The sequence below is a fragment of the Micromonospora sp. NPDC052213 genome, assembly GCF_040679695.1.
Classification (GTDB): Bacteria; Actinomycetota; Actinomycetes; order Mycobacteriales; family Micromonosporaceae; genus Micromonospora.
In genome coordinates, this window is the sequence record NZ_JBFAVI010000151.1 from 1 (window position 1) to 16,912 (window position 16,912).

At 70.3% G+C, this 16,912-nt stretch carries 15 protein-coding genes; 8 read left to right on the plus strand and 7 right to left on the minus strand.

Translation table 11 applies throughout. The features are described 5' to 3' along the window. Window positions 1-103 precede the first annotated feature (103 nt). The 3 genes from AB0L34_RS26565 to AB0L34_RS26575 are packed head-to-tail and all read right to left on the minus strand — an operon-like array spanning window position 104 to window position 2,872. The gene (locus AB0L34_RS26565; protein WP_357461754.1) at window positions 104-574 is read right to left on the minus strand and encodes an SRPBCC family protein; all 471 of its coding nucleotides are present in this window, start codon (window positions 572-574) and stop codon (window positions 104-106) included. 34 nt (window positions 575-608) lie between these two features. After that, window positions 609-1,631, minus strand: a complete 1,023-nt coding sequence (locus AB0L34_RS26570; protein WP_357461755.1) for an SDR family oxidoreductase — start codon at window positions 1,629-1,631, stop codon at window positions 609-611. Further along, window positions 1,628-2,872, minus strand: a complete 1,245-nt coding sequence (locus AB0L34_RS26575; RefSeq protein ID WP_363707574.1) for an aminotransferase class III-fold pyridoxal phosphate-dependent enzyme — start codon at window positions 2,870-2,872, stop codon at window positions 1,628-1,630. The genes AB0L34_RS26570 and AB0L34_RS26575 overlap by 4 nt, the downstream gene beginning before the upstream one ends. A 121-nt stretch (window positions 2,873-2,993) precedes the next feature. On the opposite strand from AB0L34_RS26575, the gene AB0L34_RS26580 reads away from it, so the two are divergent. Beyond that, window positions 2,994-3,827, plus strand: a complete 834-nt coding sequence (locus AB0L34_RS26580; RefSeq protein WP_357461757.1) for an enoyl-CoA hydratase-related protein — start codon at window positions 2,994-2,996, stop codon at window positions 3,825-3,827. Between the two features lie 16 nt (window positions 3,828-3,843). Next, on the plus strand, window positions 3,844-4,326 hold the full coding sequence (locus AB0L34_RS26585; protein WP_357461758.1) for an SRPBCC family protein: 483 nt from the start codon (window positions 3,844-3,846) through the stop codon (window positions 4,324-4,326). Window positions 4,327-4,401: 75 nt separating this feature from the next. Here the strand turns inward: AB0L34_RS26585 and AB0L34_RS26590 are convergent, their stop codons facing one another. Then, on the minus strand, window positions 4,402-6,603 hold the full coding sequence (locus AB0L34_RS26590) for an MMPL family transporter (RefSeq protein WP_363707577.1): 2,202 nt from the start codon (window positions 6,601-6,603) through the stop codon (window positions 4,402-4,404). 540 nt (window positions 6,604-7,143) lie between these two features. Here AB0L34_RS26590 and AB0L34_RS26595 point away from each other — a divergent pair. From AB0L34_RS26595 to AB0L34_RS26610, 4 genes are all read left to right on the plus strand, one after another. After that, window positions 7,144-7,797: a hypothetical protein gene (locus AB0L34_RS26595; RefSeq protein WP_363707579.1), complete on the plus strand. Its 654-nt coding sequence runs from the start codon at window positions 7,144-7,146 to the stop codon at window positions 7,795-7,797. Between the two features lie 334 nt (window positions 7,798-8,131). After that, a complete protein-coding gene (locus tag AB0L34_RS26600) occupies window positions 8,132-8,590 on the plus strand; it encodes a class F sortase (protein WP_363707581.1) in 459 nt (152 codons plus the stop codon). A 269-nt stretch (window positions 8,591-8,859) separates the two neighbouring features. Then, the gene (locus tag AB0L34_RS26605) at window positions 8,860-9,402 is read left to right on the plus strand and encodes a DUF523 domain-containing protein (RefSeq protein ID WP_363707583.1); all 543 of its coding nucleotides are present in this window, start codon (window positions 8,860-8,862) and stop codon (window positions 9,400-9,402) included. Between the two features lie 159 nt (window positions 9,403-9,561). Then, window positions 9,562-10,272: a carbon-nitrogen hydrolase family protein gene (locus tag AB0L34_RS26610; protein WP_363707585.1), complete on the plus strand. Its 711-nt coding sequence runs from the start codon at window positions 9,562-9,564 to the stop codon at window positions 10,270-10,272. A 208-nt stretch (window positions 10,273-10,480) separates the two neighbouring features. On the opposite strand, the gene AB0L34_RS26615 is transcribed toward AB0L34_RS26610, so the two are convergent. After that, window positions 10,481-11,395, minus strand: coding sequence for a phosphotransferase (locus AB0L34_RS26615; protein ID WP_363707587.1), 915 nt, complete (start codon window positions 11,393-11,395; stop codon window positions 10,481-10,483). A gap of 94 nt (window positions 11,396-11,489) precedes the next feature. Further along, window positions 11,490-11,693 carry a hypothetical protein gene (locus AB0L34_RS26620; protein WP_363707589.1) on the minus strand — a complete coding sequence of 68 codons (204 nt, stop codon included), beginning with the start codon at window positions 11,691-11,693 and terminating at the stop codon, window positions 11,490-11,492. 131 nt (window positions 11,694-11,824) lie between these two features. Here AB0L34_RS26620 and AB0L34_RS26625 point away from each other — a divergent pair, with 131 nt between their 5' ends. Next, entirely contained in the window at window positions 11,825-12,301 is a 477-nt protein-coding gene (locus AB0L34_RS26625; RefSeq protein ID WP_363707590.1) for a MarR family winged helix-turn-helix transcriptional regulator, read from the plus strand. 52 nt (window positions 12,302-12,353) lie between these two features. On the opposite strand, the gene AB0L34_RS26630 is transcribed toward AB0L34_RS26625, so the two are convergent. Continuing rightward, window positions 12,354-13,352, minus strand: a complete 999-nt coding sequence (locus AB0L34_RS26630; protein WP_357461766.1) for a LuxR C-terminal-related transcriptional regulator — start codon at window positions 13,350-13,352, stop codon at window positions 12,354-12,356. 121 nt (window positions 13,353-13,473) lie between these two features. Between AB0L34_RS26630 and AB0L34_RS26635 the strand changes: the two genes are divergently transcribed. Beyond that, window positions 13,474-16,839, plus strand: a complete 3,366-nt coding sequence (locus AB0L34_RS26635; protein ID WP_363707592.1) for a S8 family peptidase — start codon at window positions 13,474-13,476, stop codon at window positions 16,837-16,839. The last annotated feature ends 73 nt before the right edge of the window (window positions 16,840-16,912 follow it).

Genomic DNA, 16,912 nt, shown 5'->3' on the forward strand with positions numbered 1-16,912 from the left:
CTCTTTTTTTTCTCCTTCAGACTCTGCGCCCCCCCCGGGCCCTGTGGTCAAGCGGGCGCGGCCCCCCCGGGTCGGGGGGGCGGGGGCGCGGCCCCGCGGCCGCTCAGCCGAGCGGGGCGGCCTCCACCACGGTGACCTCGATGTCGGAGCCGAACAGCCCGCGCAGGATGTCCCGGATCGAGTCGCGCATCGCCGCGCACGCCACCGGGTCGATCAGGCTCGCCAGGGAGGCGATGCCCAGGTCGAATCGGCTGTCGAACTCGACCCGCACCCCCTCGTCGGCCTCGACGACCAGCCACGAGCCGGTGAACGTCGCGAAGTCGCCCTTGGTCTGTTCGAAGTCGATGCGGCGGTTGACCGGGTCGATCTGGTCGCGTTCGGTCCAGACGAGGATGCCCCGGCGGAAGTTCACCTCCCACTTGGACTCCACCTCGGTCGGGCTGACCTGGGTCACCCCGACCGTCCGTACGGTGTCGGTGAACTCTGGATACGCGGCGAAGTCGGCCAACCGGTCGAACGACTCCTTGGCGTCTGCCCTGGGCAGCAGAGCGTGCACGATGACGGAGCACTCCATCGCGGGTGGCCTCCTCAGCTCGGGTTGACGATCACTACTGCAACCCCCGGATCAGGTGACGCAGGCTGACCCGCCACGCGTCCTCGGCCTGCGCCGGGGTCATCGCGTCCGGTCCGCCGGGAATCGTGCCGAACGACGTCGGCAGGAGTTCGGGGATGATGACCAGCCCGCAGACGGCCACCACGCCGTCCAGCCGCGCCAGGTCCTCGGGAGGAAGGACGTCCGCGAACGCCGGCCGGACCAGCCGATCCACGATGGACGGATCCGCGATCCGGCCGTCGGGTATGTCCATGCCGCACTCGCGGGCGGTTTCCGTCACCAGTTCGAGGTAACGCTCCACCGGGATGCCGGCGGGTCCGGCGGTCAGCCAGTAGTCGCCCTTGCGCAGGTCGGCGTCGAGCACCGCGCGGATTCCCTGCGCGACCATGTCCTGCGGGACGAGGTCGAAGAACGTGCCGGGATGCGCCGGGATGAACGGCAGCTTGCCGGTCACCAGGTACTCGGCGAGCTGGTGCACTCCCTGGTGCTGGCGGATGACACCGGTACGGGAGTCGCCGATGACGATCGCCGGCCGGACGATCACCGCGTCGATGCCGCTGTCGCGGACCGTCTGCTCGCCGAGGTACTTCGACGTGACGTACTCGTCGGTCCGCGCGGCCACCTTCTCGGTGCCCAGCCTGCCGCCGCCACCGGCCCGGCCGTACCGGGACACGTAGGCGGTGCTGACGTGGACCAGGGTCGCGTCCGCCTCGGCGGCGAACTCGACGACCCGGCCGAGGCCCTCGATGTTGAGCCGGTCCACCTCCGCCTGGTCGGCGGAGAAGTTGACGATGGCGGCCGAGTGGACCACCGCGTCGACCTCGGCGCACAGCTCGCGGTAGGCGCGGCGGTCGAGCCCGAGCGAGGGGGCGTGCAGGTCCAGCCGGACCACCCGGTTCGAGCCGCCCGGCAGGCGACGGTAGGCGGCGGCGACCACGTCGTACCCGGAGAGTTCGGCCAGCACGGCGGTGCCCACGACGCCGCTGGCCCCGGTGACCAGGACGGTACGTCGCGTCATGCGGGGGAGTCGCTTCCGGTGGCGGGGAAACGCGCGGCCAGGGCGGCGCAGGCCCGCTCGAACGAGGCGACCAGCCGTTCTTCCTCGTCGGGAGTCATCGTGGCGGGTGGGGTGAGCCGCAGCACCGGGTGCGCGTTCATCGAGTGGTTGACGACCACGTCGTTGTCGAGCAGGTCCATCAGGAACTCCGCGGCGTGCATTCCGGAGCGGAACTCCACGCCGATGAGCAGCCCGACGCCGCGTACGTCGGCCACCAGGTGCCCGATCGACCGCACCGCCCCGGTGATCGCCGCAAGTAGCCGCGCGCCCAGGTCGGCCGCCCGCTCCACCAGCTTCTCCTCCCTGATCACCTCGACCGTCGCGCGGACGGCGGCCATGGCGAGGGGGTTCGCGGAGAACGTGGACGTGTGCAGGTAGGGGTCCTTGTCGAACGGGGCGAACGCCTCCTCGGTCGCCAGGGTCGCCGCGACCGGCACCAGCCCGCCGCTGAGCGCCTTGCCGACCAGCAGGACGTCCGGCCGTACGCCGTCGCGGTCCGCCGCCCACCAGGTCCCGAGCCGCCCCAGCCCGGTCATCACCTCGTCCAGGACGAGCATCGCCCCCCGATCGCGGCACAGCGTCTCGACCGCCTTGAGATAGCCGGGCTGGGGGATGATCACCCCGCCCTCGCTCTGCACCGGTTCGACGACCACGCAGACGTCACGGTCGACGACGGCGGCCAGTTCGTCCAGGTCGCCGAACCTGACGTGGGTGACCTCGGGCAGCAGCGGGCGGAACGGGTCCTGATAGAGCGACCGCGCGGTGAGCGACAGCGCGCCGACCGTCTTGCCGTGGTATCCGCTGTGCATGGAGACCAGCCGGTGCCGCCCGTTCGCCCGGGCGATCTTGATCGCGGTCTCCACCGCCTCCGCGCCCGAGTTGGAGAAGTGCACCTTGACCAGGCCCTCCGGCGCCACCGAGGTCAACGCCTCGGCGGCCCGGGCGGCGGGCTCGTTCAGCAGCACCCGGGTGGACAACGCCTGGCGTTCGAGCTGGTCGCGCACCGCCGCGAGCACGACCGGATTCCCGGCACCGACGAAGAACACGCCGTAGCCGGCGCAGTTCAGCAGTTGGCGACCGTCCGCGGTGTGCACCACGGTGCCTGTGGCGCCGACCTCCAGTGGTGTGTCGAGCATGGCGGCGACCCGACCCAGCCCCTCGCCGAGATGGCGGCGGTAGATATCGAAGACACTGGAGGACACGGCGGAAGTCTGCCCGAACGGCACCAACTGATCAATGGTCTACTCAGGACCGTCGTCGGTGGCCGAACAGCCGACCCGTCGAGCATTGCCGCCAGCGTTGACCTTGCTCTAGGGTGCCGGCGTGGACACGTACAGCGAGATCATTTATTCCGTTTCGGACCGGATCGCCACGGTCTCGCTCAACCGTCCCGAGGAGCGCAACGGCTACACCCTGCGGATGGCCGACGAACTCGCGCACGCGTTCGACCGCGCCGACCGCGACGACGACGTCCGGGTCGTCGTCCTCACCGGTACGGGTGAGCACTTCTGCGCCGGGTTGGACATGTCCGTGACGGAGTTCGACACCCCCGACGACCCCGAGGCCGAGTGGGCGGAGCCGGCGGGGCGGTGCTCGATGCGGATCTTCGCGATGAACAAGCCGGTCATCGCCGCGATCCGGGGCGCGGCCGTCGGCGCGGGCGCCACCATCATCCTGCCGGCCGACTACCGGCTCGCCGCCACCGACGCGCGTTTCGGGTACGTCTTCAGCCGGCGCGGCATCTACGCCGAAGGCGCGTCCACCTGGTTCCTCCCGCGGCTGGTCGGGATGGGCCGCGCGCTCGACTGGATGATCAGCGGACGGGCGTTCGACGCCGCCGAGGCGCTCTCGGCCGGCCTGGTGCACAGCGTCCACGAGCCGGAGCACCTGCTCGACAAGGCGTACCAGCTCGCGCGGACCATCATCACCACCACCGCGCCGGTCTCCGTGGCGGTCATCCGGCAGATGCTGTACCGGACCAGCGCGCTGGACTCGCCGTACCCGGCGCACCGGCTGGACTCCCGACTCTCCGCAGAGGCTCTGACCAGCGCGGACGCGAAGGAGGGCTTCGACTCCTTCCGGCAGCGGCGCGCTCCGGCCTTCCCGGGGCGGGTCAGCAGCGACCTGCCCGACCACCTCCCGTGGAGGAACGAATGACGTCTATGGTTGCGGCATGACCGCGCAGGCAGCCGGGCACGGTCCGGAAGTCGCCGAACAGATCACCGTCGCGGCCCCGGCGGGGACGGTCTACGCGGCCGTTGCCGACGTGCGGCGGATGGCCAGGTGGAGCCCGGAGTGCGTCGCGGTCTGGGTCACCCGGCGCGACAGCGGGCAGCCGCGACGGTTCGTCGGCTGGAACCGTCGCGGCCCGTTGCTGTGGTTCACCACCTGCCGGGTCGTCACCGCGACGCCGGGCAGCGAGTTCGCCTTCGACGTCACCACCTTCGGCCAGCCGGTGGCGCGCTGGGGCTACCGGTTCAGCGAGACCGACGGCGGCACCCAGGTGACCGAGTACTGGCAGGACCGGCGCAACCGGGCGGCCCAGGTTCTCGGCCGGATCTTCACCGGCAGGGCGTCGGGCGACCGCCCGACCGTGAACCGGAACGGCATGCGGGAGACCCTGCGCCGGTTGAAGCGGGAGCTGGAAGCGGCCTGAACCCGCGGCGGCCGACCGGGTGTCTCCAACCCGGCCCTACCCGAGGACGGGTAGGGCCGGGTTCGGCGGGCGGGGTCACGCCCCGGTCGTCGCCAGCGTGCGTTCCTGCTGCGGGGCCGCCGGTAGGTCGTGCGACACGCGCGGGAGCCATTCCAGCCACCGGGGCAGCCACCAGTTCTTCTCGCCGAGCAGGGCCATGACCGCCGGCAGCAGTACCGCGCGGACGATCGTCGCGTCGAGCAGCACGGCTGCGGCGAGCCCGACGCCGAGCTGCTTGGGAGCGGCCATCGGCAGCGTGGCGAAGAGCGCGAACACGGCCACCATCACCGTGGCCGCGCTGGTGATGACCCCGGCCGTGCGGGTGATCCCCTCGGTGACCGCCAGCCGGGTCGGTAGTCCTCGGTCGTGGCCCTCCCGGATCCGGCTGACGACGAAGACGTGGTAGTCCATCGACAGCCCGAACAGGATGACGAACAGGAACAGCGGCATCCAGTTGGTGATGCCGTCGGTGGCGCGGAAGTCGAGCAGCGACTCGAAGTGACCGTACTGGAAGACGTAGACCAGCATGCCGTAGGCCGCGGCGACGGACAGCAGGTTGAGCAGCACGCCGGTGACGGCCACGACGACGGACCGGAACGACACCAGCAGGAGCAGGAAGGCCAGGCCGAGGACGAACCCGAAGACCAACGGCAGGGACTTCGCGAGCTGGTCGTTGAAATCCTGGGAGGCGGCGGTGGCGCCGGTGACGCCGACCCAGGCGTCGGGCAGCCGGCCGAGCGTCGCCGGCAGCACGGTGCCGCGCAGGGTCGCCAGGGCCTCCTCGGAGGTGCGGTCCCCGCCGGAGCCGGACAGCCCGACGCTGACGACGGCGACCGTACCGGCGGGGTTGACCTCGACCGTGATCGGCTCGTGCAACCGGCCGGTCGCCAACGCCTGCTCCTTGAACGCCGCCATCGCGCCGTTCCAGGCCGGCCCCGTGACGTGCGGGGCCTTGACCACGACCTCGGCCGGGGCGGCGCCGCCTGGGAACGCCGTCTGGATCGCCACGAACGCCTGCGCGATCGGCGCGCTCGGAGACAGGTCCTCGACGCCTTCCCCCTTCGTGCGCAGGTCCAGCGCGGGTGCGGCGAGCGCGCCGAGTGCCGCGGCGGCGAGCACTGCCGAGACCAGCGGGCGGCGTAGGACGAGCCGCAGAATCATGCCCCACACCCGGCCATCGGAACGGGTGCGGTACAGGACGGGGATCCGGCCCGAATCGACGCGGTCGCCGAGCGCGGACAGCAGCGCCGGCAGGACCGTCAGCGAGCCGAGTACCGCGGTCGCGGTGACGAGGATGGTGCCGACGGCGAAGCTGACGAAGGTGGTGTCACGGGTGAGGAACATGCCGGCCATGGCGACGATGACGGTCAGCCCGGAGATCCAGACCGACCGGCCGGAGGTCTGCGCGGCGATGAGCAGCGCGCGCTGCGGATCCGAGCCGTTCCGGCGTTCGTCGCGCTCCCGGCGGATGTAGAACAGGCAGTAGTCGACGCCGACGGCCAGCCCGACGAGCAGCATGACGTGCATGGTGGTGTCGACCGTCGGCGCCAGGTGGCTCGTGAAGCCGAGCAGGCCGATCGCGGCGACGACGGCGGTGATGGCGAGCCCGACCGGCAGCAACGCGGCGGCGACCGCGCCGAAGGCGACGAACAGGATGCCGAGGGTGACCGGGATGGAGAGCATCGACAGCCTGGTCAGGCCGGCGTCGAGGTCGTCGCCGACGAGTTTGTCGCTGCTGGCGTCGCCGGCCTGCGCGATGTACAGCTGCGGGTGCGCCCGCTGGACCGCGGCGACGGCGTCGAGGACCGGCCCGACTCGGTCCTTGGCGGTCTCCGGGTCGCCGTGCATGGCGAAGGTGAGCAGCGCCGACTTCCCGTCCTCGGAGATCACCGGCGGGTTCAACGCGTCGGTGACGCCGGTGGCCTGCACGGCGGCGGTGACCTCGGCGATGGCGGCCCGCCCCTCCGGACCGTCCACCGTCGATGCGCGCGAGCTGACCACGACCATCTCCCCGGCGTGCTCTGGGGGGAAGCCGGCCTGTTCGACGATACGGTCGGCGCGGCCGGACTCGCCGAGGCCGAAGTCGCTGTCGTTCGCCTTGACGATGCCAGTCTGTCCGCTCAGGACGGTCACACCCACGACGAAGACCAGCCAGCCGAGTATGGCGAGCGTGCGGTGACGGGCACTCCACACCGCGACGTGCGCCGCGATGCCGGTGACGTCTTCCCTGGATTTCATGTCTCGAACGGTATGGAGCGCGACGGGGCGGGTCGATCCCGTGAGCCTCCTGGTGGGGGGTGGGGACAGCCCTACCGTGACGACCGGGGCAGGGCGGATGGACGCACCGGCCGGCTGACGGCTTGATCCAGCGCGCCCACTCGGGCTGCGCCACGTGTCCGGACGCCCGCCAGGCCGCTCGTGCCAGGTGGTCCTCGAAGAGCACCATCGCGTCGCCGGGCAGCCGGCCGGGGCGCGGAAGCGGTTCCTCGGCCGCCGCGATCAGCAGGCCCGGTGGATCCGCCACCGGCGGCGTAGGTGGCACCGCGAGCCGCGCGGGTGGCAGCGCGACCCGGCAGCATCTGGCCGCTACCGGACTCGGGCGGACAGAACGGTCCTTACAGCCCACGAGATGTGAATCAACTACTTATAGCACCCCGAGGGCTACATGTTGCGAAACCCGGAAAAGTCCTCTTGTTTCACATGAATCGGCCTAACGTTCGTCATGGCTCGTCCTCCTGAGCCGACCAGAAGGGAATGAGGAACATGTCGATGAGGTTTTTGACCAAGCTCGCCGGCGGAGTGGTGCTGGGCAGCGCCGCCCTGCTGCTCGCTGCGCCCGCCACCGCGCTCGCCGCGACCGACGAAGGTCCCAAGGCGCCCACGGCCTCGAACCAGGGGCAGGCGAAGAAGAAGTCAGACGAGAAGCCGAAGACCTTCAGCCTGCACGACAAGAAGGGCAACGGGGTCACCTGCGCCACCAACAAGCAGATCAACGAGCAGAACATCACCCAGATCATCAAGGACAACACCATCACGAACAGCATCGTCACCTTCAATTTGTCCGCAGCGCAGTCAGCGACGAACGACAACAGAACCCAGCCGAACAACATCGTCGTCTGCATCCGCGACCTCGACGTGGAGGTGGATGTCGAGACCGATCTGCTCGCCGACCTCCTCGGGATGGTCGAGGCCGGTATCGGCAAGGCTGGTTCGCCGGTGGGCCAGCCCGCCGGCAACAGCGGCGCGTACGCGGGTCCGGACGGAGCCTGGGTGTTGCCGAGGACGGCCGGCGTCGCGGCCGGTGACGGTGGCGCGCTCTCCGACACCAACACCGGTGCTCTGACGGCGGCCGGTGCCGGCATGATGGGCTTCGGCGTGCTCGGTGGCATCGCACTGCTGCGTCGGCGGTCCGCCAATGGCACTGTCGCCTAGAGCGGCCAGGAGCGCCCGCCACGGTTTCCCGTGGCGGGCCGCTGGCCTCGTCCTGGTCGTCCTCATCACGCTCACCGGAGCAGGACTGATCACGTTCGCGGCCACGACTCCTGATCCGGTCGGGCCGCCGCAGCCCGACCCCGCCGCCGCTCCGCAGTCCCTGCTCTCACCGCTGGTGGACGATCCCGCCACACCGGAGCCGACGCCGAGCGAAGCCAACGCGTCGCCGGCCACCGGGACGACGCACGGCGAGGCGCACAGTGCTCGTGGCCGCCTCGAAGCCGATCTCGGGTCCACCGCGACCCGCCCGACTCCCGCACCGAAGGTGGCCGGGATGCCGCGGTCGCAGCCCACCCGCATCAGGATCCCGCGGATCGGCGTCGACGCGCCGACGGTTCCGCTCGGGCTGGACCGGAACCAGCAGATCGCGGTCCCACCGCTGGACCAGCCCAAGACGACCGGGTGGTACAAGCTGGGACCAAGCCCCGGCGAGGTCGGGACCGCGGTGGTGGTGGGGCACGTCGACTCACGCGCCACGGGTCGGGCGGTCTTCTTCCGCCTCGGCGCGCTGAAACCCGGAGACACCATCGAGGTGCCCCGCAAAGACGGCAAGAAGGCCCGCTTTGTCGTCGACGGGGTGGCCCGCTACCCGAAGAAGAAGCTCCCGCTGAACCTGGTCTACGGCCACACCGGCAAGGCGCAGCTCCGCGTGATCACCTGCGGTGGCGACTACGACAAGGCAACGAAGTCGTACAAGGACAACATCGTGGTGTTCGCGACGCTGGCGCCCTGACCACGAACGTTCGCGGTGCTGGTGAGACGCCGGCCCGAGCGGCGGAGCGCAGGGACCCGGACATCGAGGCGGTCGGCAGCACGGTGGTGACCGGTGCGGCGACCGTCGGTTGCATCCCTCTCTGCACGTGCAACCCCGCGCTGGCCTGGCTGCCAGGGGCTGAGGTCGGGTCGGGAAAACCCGACAGTGACAGCCGAGAGGATGGGCCGGGGAACGTCCGGCCCATCCTATTTTGTTGGGGTCGACCTGGATTCGATACGGTCGTACGCATGCTGAAGGTGTTGGTGAGTGGATGTCTGGCGGGTCGTCCGATCCGATTCAACGAGACTTCCGTGCCCGTCTGCTCGCCGATTTGGGAGAAGTGGGCGGCCGAGGGTCGATTGGTGCACTTCTGCCCTGAGCTCGCGGTCGGATTTCCGGTTCCACGTCCAGCAGCAGAAATTGTGGGCGGCACCGCAGCCGGTGTCCTCGACGGCGCCGCGCACGTCCGGGAGGTGGATGGTCGAGACGTGACCGACCTGTTTCGGCTGGCGGCGCGTCGGGCGCTGCACCGAGCCGTCGAGGCCAACGTCGCGCTCGCTGTCCTGGTCGACGGGAGCCCGACGTGTGGAAGCAGCACGGTCTACGACGGGTCCTTCGCCGGTCGTACCGTGCCCGGGCGTGGCGTAGCCGCGGAGGAACTGCAGCGCCACGGTATCCCGGTGTTCCATGAAGGGCAATTGGAACAAGCGGCATCGCTGCTTGAAGAGCTCGAGCGAAATGACCTGGTGGCACCTGACCTGCCGCTAGCAGAACGGCTTCCGCGACCCTGACGACGTCATCGAGATGCCGTTCCGCGAAGAGTGGGCGAAATGAATTGTCTGCCGAGCCCGCCGCCGGGACGGATCCGGCCCTGAACTAGGCTGTAGCCCGTCGCGGCCCGTGTGGCAACCGGATACAGGCGTGACAGGCTTCGTGGTCGGAGGAGTGCTGTGCGACGTCAGCCGTTGGTCATCGCCGTTGCACAACCGCGGACCATCTCGTACGACATCGCCGCGAACGCGGCCGGGCACGCCGACGTGGTCCGGTCCGCGCGGGCGCGGGTGGTGGTCTTCCCCGAGCTGTCGCTAACCGGATACGAGCTGGACGCCCCCGCTGTCGCCGCCGACGACCCGCGGCTGGCGCCGATCGTCGAGGCCTGCGCCGAAGCGGGGTCGACGGCGTTGGTGGGCGCCCCGGTCCAGGGCGAGGCGGGTCGTGAACACATCGCGATGCTCGCCGTCGACGGGGCCGGCGCGCACGTGGCATACCGGAAGGTGCATGTGCACCAGTCCGAGGAGCGGTTCAGCCCCGGCGACGGACCGGCGGTACTCGACGTGGACGGCTGGCGGCTGGGCCTGGCGATCTGCCGCGACACCCGGTTCCCGGAGCACGACGTGGCCACCGCGGCGCTGGGCATGGACGTCTACGTCGCCGCTGTCCTCGACCACGCCCGGGACGCCCACGTGCCGGTCGAGCGGGCTCAGCGCATCACCGCCGACCGTAAGGTGTGGGTCGTCACGGCGAGTTTCGCCGGGTCGACCGGCGGGGGCTTCGACCAGGCGGCAGGCGGCTCGGCGGTATGGGCGCCCGACGGCACGATCCACGCGCAGGCCGGGATCGAGGCCGGCGAGTGGGTAAGGGCGACGCTGCACAACCAGTAGACCGGGTCTCCCCCGGGTTGGTGGACGAGATCCCGGAGTCGGTGCCAACCATCGGTCGGCATCGTTGACGTTGGTCGCCGGGGACGTCGTCACCCTGACGGCCCGTCTTTGCCGGGCCGAGCCGAACCCCCGCGATGATCGTGCAGCGTCGAAATCATCATTGGTGACCTCTATCGATCCGCAGAGGGGCTCGATGCCGCGGCGCTGATCAGGGGAACAGCCATGTCATCGCCTCCAGGCTCTTGCTCACGTACGCGTTCTGCCCGGTGTCGACTCCGTACAGGACGTCCTCGAACAGGGTGCATCGGGCGTAGTAGACCGCCCGGTCGTGCAGGCCCGGACGGTCGGGCCCGGGTGCGTCGTACCTGGCTAGGGCGAGGTCGAGCGCGTGTGGGCCAAGGTCGCGACAGATCAGGCCGAAGTCGTAGGCAGGGTCGGCGATGGCGGCGTCACTCCAGTCGATGATGCCGGTGACCTCACCGTTGTCGGGATCGACGAGGACATGTTCGATGCCGAGATCATTGTGGGTGAACACCGAGGTGTGCGGTTCTGGCGGCGGGGCGGCCTGGAAGAAGGCGTCGACGGCCGGCCGATGCCGGGGTGGGATGTGCCCGGCGACAACTGAGTAGAACTCCTCGGCGTCGCGGTGCCACTCGGTCAGCGGCGTGTCGTCGATGTCGACCAGCCCGGCCACGCGGTCGGCGGGGATGGCGTGAAGAGCGCGGAGAAGCTCACCCAGGGCGGGCGCGACTGACGGGATCAGCGCCGCGCGCGATGCCTCACGAATCGACAGGAATGGGCGGCCGCGCAGTTTGGGGTACGCCAGGACACCGGTTTCGGCCGCCGCGAGCAGTGGTTGGGGCACCGGTACGGGTGATGCGGGTGCGACCACTTGTAGCAGTTGACATTCACGGGTCGCGCGGGCGGTGCGCTCGGCAGAGTCGGAGTCTTTGGAGATCCGGACCACGAGGTTGTCGTTCACCTCGTACGAAATGTTGTCCAGGCCCGCCCCGAGCGGGACCACCGACGTGACATGAATGTCGGGCAGGTGGGCGGCAAGCGCCCGCCGTACGGTTTGTTGATCGTCCCACTCGGATGTGGCTGGGCCGGCTTGCCCGGGCATGGGGTCTCCAGGGTGTGATGCGATGACTGACGTCGGGGATGAAAGGCTGAAGTGGTCTGGATGTCTCCGCGTGTGCAACGTGGACGGTGGACGATCACCGTTGGCGTCGGCGTGGCAGGAAACCCGCCACCGCGAGGCCGACAACGAAGGCGACCACGCCGGCGGCCAACCAGCCGGGTGACCCGCCCGTGACGGGTTGACAGTCGGCGACGCACAGGATCGGCCTTATCCGGATCAGGTCGGTCCCCTGCAGCATCCATAACAGGCCAAGCAGGGCGAGGGCCGTTCCGGCGACCACCCTCGCGGTCCTACGCCATCTCACGGCCACGCCCCTTCCGGTTCGGTGAGGCAGGGGATGCGCCAGGGCATCGCCTGCTCCGTTCGGCTAGGCTCAAGTAATCAAGCAACCTTAGAAGGCGAGGTTATAAGGTGCCCGAAGAATCTACAAGTGGCAAACCGTTCCTGCCGCAGCTCATCGGTCAGGCGTTCAACCTGATCCTCGACCAGCTCCACCATCACCTCGTCGAGACCGGATACGGCGACCTGCGGCCCACCCACTACCTCAACGTGTTCCGGTTCATCGACTGTGACGGCACCCGGCCCACCACCCTGGCCAGGCGGGCCGGGATGACCCCGCAGGCGATGAGCGAGCTTGTGGGTTACCTGGAACAACGCGACTACGTGCGGCGGGCCCCTGACCCCACCGACGGCCGCGGCCGCGTCGTCGTCTACGCCGATCGCGGCACCCGGGCCGCCGAGGTCGCCACGAGATTCTTCGCGGACCTGGAGGCCCGCTGGGGCGCCGTGGTCGGACACGACCGCCTCCAGGACGTCACGTCCGCTCTCGCCCAGATCCTCGACGCCTCTCCTCGCGGAGCCGGCACGTCGAAACCCTCCACGCCATGACACCACCCGGTCGACGCCGTTCCTGCCGGCCCGGGCCTGCTGGTCCGGGCTGCTACCTCACCGGCCAACCCTGCCGGCCCAGCGCGACGCCGGCCTGGAACCGCGTGCTCACGCCGAGGCGCCGCTGGATCTCGGCGATCCTGCGGCGCACCGTCTGCGCCGACACCCCCAGTCGGGCGGCGATCGCCTCGTCCTTCATGCCGCTGGCCATCAGGGTCAACACCGTGTCCTCGTCGGCCGTCCGGGACCTGGCGGACGGGTCCTGGCCGTTGAACCGCAGTTGCACGCCGCGCTCCCAGTAGATGTCCCAGAGTGCGACGAGCGCGTCGAGCAGGGCGCACTCGTGCACCACCAGGCCGGCGTCGACGGCCTTGATCGGGTCCGACTGGACGAACGGCACCAGCGCGGTGCGGCGGTCGGACATGGACAGCTTCATCGGCAGCCCCTTCACGACCCGCGCCTCCTCCCCGAGCGCAACCATTCTCTGGGCGTGCTCGAGCACGCCGGGTTGCTTCAGCGCCTCCTCGTCGTAGATCGCGCGGGATGGCACGCCTCGGGCGAGCAGCCGCTCCTGCAGCGGCTCAGAATCGTCGGGCCGCTGCTGCGCGAACGGCGGCAGGACGAAGACGTCCAGGCTGCGGCGCGCGCTCAGCTGCAGCTGCTTCCAGCGTTCGGCGTACGCCTCACGACTGGTCACGACCTCGATCAGCTCGGTGACCCGTTCCTGCTCGGCCGGCACGCGGTGCAGCGCCGCGAGCCGCTTCGCGTCGAGGCGTACCTGATGCAGCGCCTCCTCCCGGGAGCGGACCAGGACCTCGACCACGACGTCCGGGGGCACCGACTGGTAGCGGGCCGGGGAGCCGCTGCGCCGGGTGACCATCGCTTTGCTCTCCAGCTCGGACAGCGCGCCGCGCAGCCGCCGCTGGCCGAAACCGGTCAACGCCCGCAGTTCGGTCACGCTCGCCCCGGGGTTGGCCAGCAGCGACCGGTAGACCTTCTCGGCGCTGTCGCCGACACCCACCTCGCCCAGCATCCGTTCGTTGCCGCGCACGGCCCGGACCTCCCCTGGTCACTTCTCGACAATGGTAACTATCGACCATCACAAATCATTGACCCTGGCACGCGCCGACAGCAGGTTTACGAGAAAGTTTTCAGATCCGTCTGGAGGAAGCGTGCATCTCCGCAGACCAGCACTGGCCGGTGCGCTGGCGCTCGCGCTAGCCGGGGCGGTGCCCACCGCCGCGTCGGCAGGCCCTGACCAACCATCCGGGCTGACACCCGTCGCCAGCCCGTCCGCCACGGAGACCGTCACCCTCGTCACCGGCGACCGGGTCGCCGTGCAGGCCGGGCCTGACGGGCGGACCGCCTTCACCATCCAGGAGGCCGACCGCGACGGCGACGTCTCGTTCGAGACGCTCACCTACGGCGACGACACCTACATCATCCCGTCCGACGCCGCACCGCTGGTCCCCGAGGTGCTGGACCGGGAGCTGTTCAACGTCACCAAGCTGGCCGAGTACGACTACCACGAGTCGGTGCCGGTGATCGTCGGCTACGAACCGAAGACTCCCCGCACCCTCTCCGCGCCACGGGGCGCGCAGGTCACGGCGCAGCTGTCGAGCATCAACGCGGTCGCCGCCACCATCGACCGCAGCGGGCAGTGGTGGCGCTCCGCGCAGCCCTCGGGTGTGGCCGGGGCCACGAGCCGGGCCGCGACCGGAACGCTGGCCGGCGTGGACAAGGTGTGGCTCGACGGGTTGGCCAAGGTGACGCTCAGCGACAGCGTACGGCAGATCGGCGCGCCCGAGGCGTGGGCCGCCGGCTACGACGGCACCGGGGTCACCGTGGCCGTACTGGACACCGGTGTCGACGCCGACCACCCGGATCTGAAGGGCAGGGTGCTGGCCGCGCAGGACTTCACCGACAGCGGCGACCCGCGCGACCGGCACGGGCACGGCACCCACGTGGCGTCGACGATCGCCGGCACCGGAGCGGCCTCCGGCGGCAGGTACACCGGCGTGGCGCCGAAGGCGCAGCTGCTCAGCGGAAAGGTGTGCGTCCAGGAGGGTTGCCCGTTCTCGGCGATCATGCTCGGCATGCAGTGGGCCGCCACCCAGGGCGCGGACGTGGTGAACATGAGCCTCGGCGGCGGCTTCAGCGACGGCTCCGACCCGCTCAGCCAGACGGTCAACGCCCTCACCGAGCAGCACGGGACCCTGTTCGTGATCGCCGCCGGCAACGCCGGACAGAACGGCGAGGGCTCGGTCGACGCGCCCGGCGCGGCCGACGCGGCGCTGACCGTGGGCGCGGTCGACAAGGCCGACGAACTCGCGTACTTCTCCGGGCACGGGCCGCGGCTGGTCAACTATGGGATCAAGCCGGATCTCACCGCCCCCGGCGTCGGCATCGTCGCCGGCCGTGCCTCCGGGACCGCCATGGGCAGCCCGGTGGACGACCACTACACGGCCGCCTCGGGCACCTCCATGGCGACCCCGCACGTCGCCGGTGCGGCGGCGCTGTTCCTGCAGAAGAACCCGGGCATGTCTCCCGCCGAGGTCAAGGCGGCGTTGGCGAGCACGGCGGTGCCGAACGGCGACCTCGAGGTCTACAAGCAGGGCGGTGGGCGACTGGACGTGCGCAACGCCCTCAACTCGCCGGTGCTCCCCGACCGGTCGCCGCTGGATCTCGGCTTCTTCACCTACCCGCAGGACAAGACCGCCCCGGCGAGCACCACGGTCAGCTACACCAACCGCAGCACGAAGACCGTCACCGTCGACCTGGCGCTCGACGTCGAGAACCGGGCCGGAACCACCGCGGGCGCCGACATGCTCGCCGTCTCGCCGGCCTCGCTGACGATCGAGCCCGGTGCCACCGCCAAGGCCACGGTCACCGTGGACGTCCGGGTCGGCGAGGCCGGGATCTACGGCGGCTACCTGACGGCCAGCCAGAACGGCACGGCGGTCAACCGCATCCCGGTCGGGTACTACAAGGAGGAGGTGCGCTACGAACTGCGGGTGAAGGGCATCGACCGTGCCGGCCGGCCCGCCAGCGCGCTCGGCATGATCGACGTACTGGACGTGGTAGACCCCGGCCGGTTCATGGAGATCAGCAACCGGTTCGACGACGGCGTGGTCACGCTGCGGGTGCCGGCGGGCGTCTACTCGGTGGCCGGCCTCATCTACACCCAGAACGAGCAGCAGGGCTCGCGGCCGGAACAAACCTGGGTCGGCGACCCCGAGATCGAGATCAACGGCGATACGACGCTGGTGTTCGACGCGCGGCGGGCCGCCCCGGTCAGGATCGTGACCCCGGAGCCGGCCACACCGACCGGCATCGCGACCCTGGGGTGGTGGCGTCAGAGCACGTCGGGCTGGCCGTTCGCCCACAACTTCCACGGATCCCCCTCGCCGCTGTCCGCGGTGCCGACCGAGTCGGTCACCCGCGGCGAGTTCGAGCTCTACACCCGGCAGCGGCTCGTGGCCGGGCCGCAGAACTCGATCCTGTACGACCTGGTCGTGCCGTTCCACGAGCGGGTGCCCGCCGACCCCACCTTCGTGGCCGATCCGGCCCGGTTGGCCAGGGTGAACAGCCGCTACCACAGTGACGTCGCCGCGCACACGATGCTCGAGCTGCGGCACTTCTACCGGCCCTGGTCGCTCTCGTCGAGCCAGGTGGTGGCCCTGCACGCGGCGCCTCGGGAGCGTGTCGAATACCTGGTGGCCGAGGACACCTGCTACGGGCAGTGGATGTACGGGGCACTCTCGTACCTCGGGGGGCTGATGGAGCCGACCACCTGTTACAAGCCGGGCGAGCGGCGCGACCAGAGCTGGTTCCGGCAGGTGGCCCGGCCCGGGTTCAATGCCGGCACCCAGCACGAGCCGGGAGTGCCGACGACCCGCAACGGGGACCTGCTCACGCTGTCGATGGTCGAGTGGCTTGACTCCGACGAGCACTACGGCACGGCGGACACCACAGTCGACACCGCCGCCGTCCGCATCTACGAGAACGGCAGGTTGATCGGCGAAGGCCCGCGGCCCCGGGGCTCCATCACGGTCAGCCCGAAGGCGGCCGAGCACCGGATCGAGTTGGACGTGGCCCGCAAGGCGGCCTGGTGGACCACCTCCACCGAGACCCGCACCGCCTGGACCCTCCGGTCGAAGGGTTCCACCTCGGGGCCGGTGGTGCTGCCGCTGCTACAGGTCGACTACGACGTCCCGGTGGACCTGCTCAACACGACCGCGCCGCCGAGTGGTCGGCAGGGGCCGTCGACCGTCGGGCTCACCGTCGGCCACCAGGTCGGTGCCGACGGTCCGGCGATCGGCGGAGCCAAGGTGTCGATTTCGTACGACGACGGCGTGACCTGGCAGCAGCGCCCGGTCCGGGGCCTCGGCGACGGCCGGTTCGAGGTGGTCCTCGACAACCGCGACCCGGCGGAGACCAACGGTTTCGTGGCACTGCGGGTCGAGGCGTGGGACGCCGACGACAACCGGATCGAACAGACGATCACCCGGGCCTGGCAGCTGCCACCCGCCCGCTGAGTCCATGAGGCTCCGGTAGGCGGGCCGAGCACAACCACCGAGGTTGGCCGGTCGACGACGGCGGTCGTCGACC